The organism is Streptomyces sp. SID14436 (assembly GCF_010548465.1).
Classification (GTDB): Bacteria; Actinomycetota; Actinomycetes; order Streptomycetales; family Streptomycetaceae; genus Streptomyces.
The window spans coordinates 1-8,282 of record NZ_JAAGMD010000731.1; the positions used below are offsets into that span (position 1 = coordinate 1).

Here is an 8,282-nt window from a genome sequence, read left to right on the forward strand (position 1 = left end):
TCCAGCCGAAGTACGTGTTCGCGGCGATCGAGGCCGGGTGCGCGGCGGTGCGGGTGAATCCGGGCAACATCAAGAAGTTCGACGATCAGGTCAAGGAGATCGCGCGGGCGGCGGGGGAGCGGGGCACGCCGATCCGGATCGGGGTGAACGCGGGGTCGCTGGACCGGCGGCTGCTGCAGAAGTACGGCAAGGCGACGCCGGAGGCGCTGGTGGAGTCGGCGCTGTGGGAGGCGTCGCTGTTCGAGGAGCACGGGTTCCGGGACATCAAGATCTCGGTGAAGCACAACGACCCGGTGGTGATGATCGAGGCGTACCGGCAGCTGGCGGAGCAGTGCGACTATCCGTTGCATCTGGGGGTGACGGAGGCGGGTCCGGCGTTCCAGGGGACGGTGAAGTCGGCGGTGGCGTTCGGTGCGTTGCTGTCGCAGGGGATCGGGGACACGATCCGGGTGTCGTTGTCGGCGCCGCCGGTGGAGGAGATCAAGGTCGGCAATCAGATCCTGGAGTCGCTGGGGCTGCGGCAGCGGGGTCTGGAGATCGTGTCGTGTCCGTCGTGCGGGCGGGCGCAGGTGGATGTGTACAAGCTGGCCGAGGAGGTCACGGCGGGTCTGACGGGGATGGACGTGCCGTTGCGGGTGGCGGTGATGGGCTGTGTCGTCAACGGTCCGGGTGAGGCCCGTGAGGCCGATCTGGGCGTGGCGTCGGGCAACGGCAAGGGGCAGATCTTCGTCAAGGGCGAGGTCATCAAGACGGTGCCGGAGTCGAAGATCGTGGAGACCCTGATCGAAGAGGCGATGCGGATCGCCGAACAGATGCAGAAGGACGGCATCCCCTCGGGCGAACCCGAGATCTCCGTCGCCGGCTGACCCCGCCCCCTTCCTGCGAGAACCCGGCCGGGCCCGCCCCGGCCGGGCCGGGCCCGCCGGCCCGCGAGCCGCCGGGGGCGCCGAAGACAATCCGGCAGGCACCGGCACGATGCGGCGCACATGCGGCTCCGCAGGTACAGTGCGGAAACCAGCAGACCCCAGTGTGTGAGGCCCCCGCGCGTGTTGACGCAGACCACCTCCCGGGTCCTCGAACCGAGCGACCTGGACGCCGCCCTCGCGGTCCTCGACCGCGAGCCGGTCGCGAACGCCTTCGTCACGTCCCGGGTGCAGGTCGCGGGCCTGGATCCCTGGCGGCTCGGCGGCGAGATGTGGGGCTGGTACGAGGGCGGCATGCTGACCTCCCTGTGCTACGCGGGCGCCAACCTGGTCCCCATCTGCGCCACCCCCCGGGCCGTGCGCGCCTTCGCCGACCGGGCCCGGCGGGCCGGCCGCCGCTGCTCCTCCATCGTCGGCCCGGCCGGCCCCACCGCCGAGCTGTGGCGGCTGCTGGAACCCCAGTGGGGCCCGGCCCGGGAGGTCCGCGCCCACCAGCCGCTCATGGTCACCGACCGCGCGGCCGAGCACGTCGCCCCGGACCCCTACGTCCGGCGCGTCCGCAAGGACGAGATGGAAGCGATCATGCCGGCCTGCGTCGCCATGTTCACCGAGGAGGTCGGCATCTCCCCGCTGGCCGGCGACGGCGGCCTGCTCTACCAGGCCCGGGTCGCCGAACTCGTCGGGGCGGGACGTTCCTTCGCCCGGTTCGACGCCGACGGCAAAGTGGTCTTCAAAGCCGAGATCGGTGCCGCGACCGACCGCGCCTGCCAGATCCAGGGCGTCTGGGTCGCCCCCGAGCACCGGGGCACCGGGGTGGCCGCCCCCGGCATGGCCGCCGTCCTGCGCTACGCCCTCGCCGACATCGCCCCCGTCGTCAGCCTCTACGTCAACGACTTCAACACCCCCGCCCGCCGCACCTACCGCCGGGTGGGTTTCCGGGAGGTCGGCGCGTTCATGAGCGTGCTGTTCTGAGCCCGGCCCGCCGAGCCGTTCTGACCGGCCCGGACGCCCTGTAGTCTCCCCGCATGCTGCGCTTTCCCGGTCACGGCCGCCCCCACGCCGACGACATCGTGATCGGCCCCCTCGACCTCACCGCCCACGTCGACGCGGCGCTGGCGGTCCAGGCGATGGCGTTCGGCCTCGGCCCGGACGAGGTGGCCGTACGCCGGCAGATCGTGCTGCGCCACATGACCCTCCCCGGGGCCCGCGCGTTCGGCGCGACCACCGCCTCCGGACGGCTCGTCGGATTCGTCTACGGCATGCCCAACGACCGCGGCCACTGGTGGTCCACCGTGGTGGAGCCCTATCTGCGCTCCCTCGGCCACGCCGACTGGCTCGACGACTCCTTCGTCATCACCGAACTGCACGTCCACCCGCGGCACCAGCAGCACGGCATCGGCCGCGCCCTGATCACCACGATCACCGACGGCGCCGACGAGCCCCGCTCGATCCTCTCGGCGATCGACGTGGAGAGCCCCGCCCGCCGCCTCTACCGCTCCCTCGGCTACCGCGACCTGGCCCGCCAGGTCCACTTCCCGAGCGCCACCAAGCCCTACGCCGTGATGGGCGCGCCCCTGCCGCTGCTGCGCACCCCGCGGCCCGGGTCATAACCGATTTCCGCCGTCCCGTCCCGCCCGGCTAACCTCTCGTCATCACCCAGCCCCCCTCCCGGCTGCGTCCGGGCCCGGGGGACCCACAGCAGCAGGAGTACGAGAGCCATGGCGAACGCACCGGTCCAGCGCATGTCCCAGTTGATGGCGAAGACGCTGCGCGACGACCCGGCGGACGCCGAGGTCCTCAGCCACAAGCTGCTCGTCCGCGCGGGCTACGTGCGCCGTACCGCCGCCGGCATCTGGAGCTGGCTGCCGCTGGGGAAGAAGGTGCTCGCGAACGTCGAGCGGATCGTCCGCGAGGAGATGGACGCCATCGGCGCCCAGGAGGTGCTGCTGCCCGCCCTGCTGCCGCGCGAGCCCTACGAGGCGACCGGCCGCTGGGACGAGTACGGCGGCGAGCTGTTCCGCCTGAAGGACCGCAAGGGCGGCGACTACCTCCTCGGCCCGACGCACGAGGAGATCTTCACCCTGCTGGTGAAGGACCAGGCGTCCTCCTACAAGGACCTGCCGGTGATCCTCTACCAGATCCAGACCAAGTACCGTGACGAGGCACGTCCCCGGGCGGGCATCCTGCGCGGCCGCGAGTTCCTGATGAAGGACTCCTACTCGTTCGACGTCACCGACGAGGGGCTCGGCGAGTCCTACGTCCTGCACCGTCAGGCGTACCAGCGCATCTTCGAGCGGCTGGGCCTGGACTACCGCATCTGCGCGGCCACGGCCGGCGCGATGGGCGGCTCGAAGTCCGAGGAGTTCCTCGTCCCGGCGGAGGCCGGCGAGGACGTGTTCGCCGACTGCCCGAACTGCGACTTCGCCGCGAACACCGAGGCGATCACGTACGAGGTGCGGCCGGTCGACGGTTCGGGCGTGCCCGCGGCGCAGGACATCCCGACCCCGGAGACCCCCACCATCGAGACCCTCGCCGCCTCCCTGGGGGTGCCGGCCTCCGCCACCCTGAAGAACCTGCTGGTGAAGGTGGACGGGGAGATCGTCGCCGTGGGCGTGCCCGGTGACCGCGAGGTCGACATGGGCAAGCTGGAGGCGCACTTCGCGCCCGCCGAGGTGGAGCTGGTCACGGAGGCGGACTTCGCGGCCCGCCCCGACCTGGTCCGCGGCTACGTCGGCCCGCAGGGCCTGGAGAAGGTCCGCTACCTCGCCGACCCGCGCGTGGCGCCGGGCACCTCCTGGATCACGGGCGCCAACAAGGCCGACACCCACGCGAAGAACGTCGTCGCCGGCAGGGACTTCGAGGTCGACGCGTACGTGGACGTCGTCGTCGCGCAGGACGGCGACCCCTGCCCGAAGTGCGGCACCGGGCTGCGGCTGGACCGGGCCATCGAGATCGGTCACATCTTCCAGCTCGGCCGCAAGTACACCGACGCCCTGAAGCTGGACGTGCTCGGCCAGAACGGCAAGCCGGTCCGGGTCACCATGGGTTCCTACGGCATCGGCGTGTCCCGCGCGGTCGCGGCCCTCGCCGAGCAGCACGCCGACGACAAGGGCCTGATCTGGTCCAAGGAGGTCGCGCCCGCGGACGTGCACGTGGTCGCCGCGGGCAAGGCCCTGCAGACCGAGCTGGCCCTGGACGTCTCCGCGAAGCTGGCCGCGGCCGGTGTCCGGGTCCTGGTGGACGACCGGGCCGGGGTCTCCCCGGGGGTGAAGTTCACCGACTCCGAGCTGATCGGTGTCCCGCAGATCCTGGTCGCCGGGCGGCGTGCCGCCGAGGGCGTCGTGGAGCTGAAGGACCGCCGGACCGGCGAGCGCGAGGAACTGACGGTCGAGGAGGCCGTCGCCCGCCTGACCGCCCTCTGAGACGTTCCGCCGGCGCCTCCGGCCGCCCGTTCCGGGCCGGGGGCGCCGTGCGGTCCCGGCCCGGCCCGGTCAGCGGGCCCCGGCCGGGACCGGCCGGCCGGCGAGGCCGGCGGGGAGTTCCAGCCGGGCACCGCAGAAGCACAGCAGCGCGGTGCCGGATCCCTCGGGAGCGCCGAGGTCGATGGTCAGCAGCGCCCGCAGTTCCCGGACGACGTCGAGCATCTGGGAACCCCGCGCCACCAGGACGCTGACTTCGTCGGGATCCCACACGACGATGTCCGGCAGATCGTCCGCCACGAACACGTGGATGCACATGACTGTCTCCCCAGGGATGCACAACGGCATGAAGTGTCGCTTCGGGAGGCCAGCGGCCATCCGATGGTAGCGATGCGCCGGTGCACCTGTGGGGTTTTCGGTGCATTGGTCGGTCGTGTGCGGCGGTGCGCCACGGGTGGGGCTCAGGAGATCCGGCTGACCTGGAGCATGGCTTCGGCGTCCTTGATCAGGGCGCGCTGGCGGGCCTCCGGCAGCTGGCGGTAGAGCTTGAGCAGCCGGGCCTCGCGCTCGTCGCGGCCGGGCCCGGGCACCGGACGTCCGACGGCCTCGAAGAACTCCTTGGGTGTCGTGCGCACCCCCCAGCGGCGGAACACCTCGACCATGGCCCGCAGGCGCTCCGGGGAGATGCGGGAGGTGCCCCGGGTGCGGTTCATCCAGGCGTTGAGCGTCTGGTAGGAGATGCCGGCCTCGCGGGCCAGGTCCTTCTGGCTGCGGCCCGGGGACTGTGCGAGGAGTCGTTCGAGCAGTGCCGCCAGATCCTCGCCCGGACGCTCGGGGGTGTCACCGGCGTCGGGGGAGGAGGGGGGTGTCTCTCGGCTTGTCACACGTCAGAGGATCGGCCATGGCCATCTACAAGCGCAAGTAGATCGCAGATCGATGGCCGGTCATGCGGTGTGCGCCCGCGCATTCCAGCCGCTCGCGCGCAACTCCGTCACAGCTTCTTCACTCCGTGTCCGGAGTATGTCTCCCGCACCTTGACACGATCTACATCCACACGGAGACTGTAGACGGTTTCGGGAAGCCGGACGTCCGGCCGCGTCGGCGGCGGCCGGGCGCGGGCGGCCGGGCCGCCCCGGTCGGACGGGCCCTCTCGGGTGGTGGGGCCCTCGCTCGAGGCCGGTCGAGAAATCCACATCCACATGAAGATCGCAGGCAGCGTACCGCTCTGCGCACCCTCGCGGGCCCCGGCGCACCGGGCACCCGTCCCACCGAACAGACGTCGAAGCCGAAGGAGTACCGACCGTGTCCTTACAGACCGGCAGGGGGACCACCCCGGAGCCCGCGTGGCTCGCTCGTGCCCGCACCGGGGACAGGGAGGCGTTCGCCCACCTCTACCGCGAGCACTACGCATTCGTGTACCGCTACCTGCTGTGCCGCACCAGGGACCGGCACCTGGCCGAGGACCTCACCCAGGAGGTGTTCGCGCGCGCCCTGCGCGGCATCGGCGGCTTCGCCTGGCGGGGCACCGACCCGGTGGCCTGGCTCACCACCATCGCCCGCAACCTCCACCTCGACGAGGTGGGCCGCAGCCGGACCCGGTGGGAGACCCTCGTCCCCGAGTTCCGCGACCCGGAGCAGCCCGGCCCCGGCACCGAATCGCTGGTGCTGCGCGAACTGGACGCCGTGGAGGCAGGCGAGACCGTGCGGCGCGCCCTGCGCACCCTCGCGCCGCCCCAACGGCACTGCGTGGAACTGCGCTTCCTCGGCGGGCTGTCCGCCGAGGAGACCGCCCACGCCATGGGCCGCACCGTCGGCGCCGTCAAAGCGCTGACCCATCGCGCCATGCACAAACTGCGCTGGGCGGCGGGGGCGGTGCCGTCATGAACGACCACCCCCTCCACGCCGTGGACCAGCACCTCCGGGCGGCGGCGGACCCGCCGGCGGCGTACGCCCACCCCCTGACGGCGGACGAGTCCCCGGGGTACGCCCACCCCGTCGTCCACACCGTCTCCGTCGTGCGGGTGACCGTGGCGGCCCACCGCCCCGGCCAGATCATCGCCGTCGCCCTCCCGGCCGCCCTCCTGCCCCGCCCCGCCGGGCCCGTGGAACCCCCGGCGGCCCTCGCACCGCTCCCGGCCGCCGGCCACCTCCGTGCCGTACCGGCGCCCGCCTGCCCGGCGGACGCGGACCCGGCCCGGGACGCGGCCGAGGCCAGGGCACGCGCCGTGGCCCGGGCCGTCGAGCACGAGGTCGGCACCCATCCGGACGTGCGGGGCGTCCGGGCCGACGGCGACACCGTGCGCGTCCTCCTCGGCCTGGGTCCCCCGTTCGACCGCTGGGACGCGTGGTGCGCCTACTTCGGGATCACCGCGGCCGGCGGACAGCCCGGCCCCGGCAGCCCGGCCGGCGAGGGCCTGCGCGACGGAGTCCGCGTGACCGTCTTCGTCCACGGCCCGGACGACACGCCCCGGCAGGACACGGACGGGGCGGCCGACCGGACCTACCGGTACGGCGACGTCACGTACGACCTGGGACTCCCGCACCGCGACGCCCACGGCGAGACCTGGTACTTCCAGGGTCTGCGCACCCCCGACGGGATGCCCCTGCTGTCCGTGGACGGCCGCCCGGAACGCTGCTCCCTCGCCAACGTGGCCGAGTACGCGGGCCCGCTCACCCCCGTCCGCGCGACCCTGCCGGCGGCCGAGGGGGACCGGTGAGGTCCCCGGCCGCCGTGGGGGCGCCCGGACGACGTCACGACGGCCTGATCCGGCGGCTGCTGCGGCACCGCGGGGCCCGCCGCCGGGAGACCGAGGAACGGCTGCGCCTCCAGCACGAACTCGCCGTCAGCAGACAGCGGCTGGCGCGCTGGCAGCAGCACGCCGACTCCTACGAACGCCACCTGGGCCGCGCCCAGCGGGAGCGGGCCCACCTCCTGGCCTGGCTCGCCGCGCTGCATCCGGCCAGCGCGGTCCTCACCCCCCTCACCGGCCCGGGGCAGGGGCACGACGGCGCCCACCGCCTGTGCCTGGTCGCCGGCGGGTGGCACCTGTCGTGGCGGATAGCACCGGGCGACCTCGCCCTCTTCGCCCACGTGCCCCCCGGTGCCGAAACCGCCCCGCACCCGGCGTCCGACGGCGACGACCCCGCCCAGGACGCGGTCATCCGTCGCCACACGCAGCTGCTGGCCTGCGAGGGAACTCTGTCGGCCGGTCTCGCCGCGGCGGCCGGACGCCGGCCACCGGGGCCCCCGCCCGGCCCGTGAACCGTCGCCGGCCCACACCCGGGGGAGGACTCCGGTCGGCAAGCTCGGGAGGCACGCCGGCCGGACCACCGGCGCCCCCCTGCCGCCACAACCGGCAGGGGGGCGCGTCCGCCCGCGCGCCCACCGCGCCCGAGAACCCCAGGAGTCAGAGCCAGGTGGCGAACTCCAGCAGCAGCTCCGCGTCCTGCGCGCGGCCCACGCGCCGGGCGCGCACACCCGACTCCACCGCGCGGAACAGGGTCCAGCCGCGCAGCCGCTCCTGGTCCACCTCCAGGGACTCCGCGAGACGCTTCACCCGGCGGCGCGTCGTCGCGGCCCCCGACGGCTGGGCGATCAGGTCCTCCACCCGGTCGCGCACCAGCCGGGCCAGGTCGAAGGCGCACTCGCCGACCACCGGGTCCGGACCCACCGCCAGCCACGGCAGCCGCTCCGCCGCCAGTACCTTGCTCTGCCGGAACGTGCCGTGCAGCAGCCGCTGTTCGGGCGGTGCGGCCAGCAGTTCCTCCCGCGCGTCCAGCGCCGCCCGCACCAGCGGGGCCGCCTCCGGGGCCGCCGCGGCACCCGCCCGCATCGCCTCGGCCTGCCGGCCGGTCCGCTCGGCCACCGTCTCGAAGACGTGGTCCCCCGGCGGCGGCACCCACAGGCGGCGCAGCGTCCCCGCCGCCTCCAGCAGCGCCC

The 8,282-nt window shown here is 73.6% G+C and carries 10 protein-coding genes; 7 read left to right on the forward strand and 3 right to left on the reverse strand.

Features of this window, described 5'->3' with window-relative positions; all coding sequences use genetic code 11:
* The 4 genes from ispG to G3I53_RS26565 form a co-directional block, all read left to right on the forward strand.
* A partial coding sequence (gene ispG, locus G3I53_RS26550; protein ID WP_164438845.1) for a flavodoxin-dependent (E)-4-hydroxy-3-methylbut-2-enyl-diphosphate synthase occupies positions 1-866 on the forward strand: 866 nt, incomplete at its 5' end.
* A 180-nt stretch (positions 867-1,046) separates the two neighbouring features.
* Entirely contained in the window at positions 1,047-1,895 is an 849-nt protein-coding gene (locus G3I53_RS26555; RefSeq protein WP_164350287.1) for a GNAT family N-acetyltransferase, read from the forward strand.
* Between the two features lie 53 nt (positions 1,896-1,948).
* Positions 1,949-2,533 carry a GNAT family N-acetyltransferase gene (locus tag G3I53_RS26560; RefSeq protein ID WP_164438846.1) on the forward strand — a complete coding sequence of 195 codons (585 nt, stop codon included), beginning with the start codon at positions 1,949-1,951 and terminating at the stop codon, positions 2,531-2,533.
* Between the two features lie 108 nt (positions 2,534-2,641).
* Complete coding sequence (locus tag G3I53_RS26565; RefSeq protein WP_164438847.1) at positions 2,642-4,345, forward strand: proline--tRNA ligase; 1,704 nt, start codon at positions 2,642-2,644, stop codon at positions 4,343-4,345.
* A gap of 69 nt (positions 4,346-4,414) precedes the next feature.
* On the opposite strand, the gene G3I53_RS26570 is transcribed toward G3I53_RS26565, so the two are convergent.
* Both G3I53_RS26570 and G3I53_RS26575 read right to left on the reverse strand, forming a co-directional pair.
* Positions 4,415-4,660 carry a hypothetical protein gene (locus tag G3I53_RS26570; protein ID WP_164338583.1) on the reverse strand — a complete coding sequence of 82 codons (246 nt, stop codon included), beginning with the start codon at positions 4,658-4,660 and terminating at the stop codon, positions 4,415-4,417.
* Positions 4,661-4,803: 143 nt separating this feature from the next.
* Positions 4,804-5,226, reverse strand: a complete 423-nt coding sequence (locus tag G3I53_RS26575; RefSeq protein WP_164338584.1) for a helix-turn-helix domain-containing protein — start codon at positions 5,224-5,226, stop codon at positions 4,804-4,806.
* Between the two features lie 418 nt (positions 5,227-5,644).
* On the opposite strand from G3I53_RS26575, the gene G3I53_RS26580 reads away from it, so the two are divergent.
* The 3 genes from G3I53_RS26580 to G3I53_RS26590 are packed head-to-tail and all read left to right on the forward strand — an operon-like array spanning position 5,645 to position 7,604.
* Entirely contained in the window at positions 5,645-6,226 is a 582-nt protein-coding gene (locus G3I53_RS26580) for a sigma-70 family RNA polymerase sigma factor (protein WP_164338585.1), read from the forward strand.
* On the forward strand, positions 6,223-7,059 hold the full coding sequence (locus G3I53_RS34490) for a BN159_2729 family protein (protein WP_164438848.1): 837 nt from the start codon (positions 6,223-6,225) through the stop codon (positions 7,057-7,059). The genes G3I53_RS26580 and G3I53_RS34490 overlap by 4 nt, the downstream gene beginning before the upstream one ends.
* On the forward strand, positions 7,056-7,604 hold the full coding sequence (locus G3I53_RS26590) for a hypothetical protein (RefSeq protein ID WP_164438849.1): 549 nt from the start codon (positions 7,056-7,058) through the stop codon (positions 7,602-7,604). Before G3I53_RS34490 ends, G3I53_RS26590 begins: the two co-directional genes overlap by 4 nt.
* 145 nt (positions 7,605-7,749) lie before the next feature.
* Here the strand turns inward: G3I53_RS26590 and G3I53_RS26595 are convergent.
* A partial coding sequence (locus tag G3I53_RS26595) for an aminoglycoside phosphotransferase family protein (protein WP_239064133.1) occupies positions 7,750-8,282 on the reverse strand: 533 nt, incomplete at its 5' end.

Bases quoted from the DNA above. Each gene is read 5' to 3' on its own strand.
- G3I53_RS26560 (WP_164438846.1), top strand. From the start codon at position 1,949: ATGCTGCGCTTTCCCGGTCACGGCCGCCCCCACGCCGACGACATCGTG.
- G3I53_RS34490 (WP_164438848.1), top strand. From the start codon at position 6,223: ATGAACGACCACCCCCTCCACGCCGTGGACCAGCACCTCCGGGCGGCG.
- G3I53_RS26570 (WP_164338583.1), bottom strand. From the start codon at position 4,660: ATGTGCATCCACGTGTTCGTGGCGGACGATCTGCCGGACATCGTCGTG.
- G3I53_RS26565 (WP_164438847.1), top strand. From the start codon at position 2,642: ATGGCGAACGCACCGGTCCAGCGCATGTCCCAGTTGATGGCGAAGACG.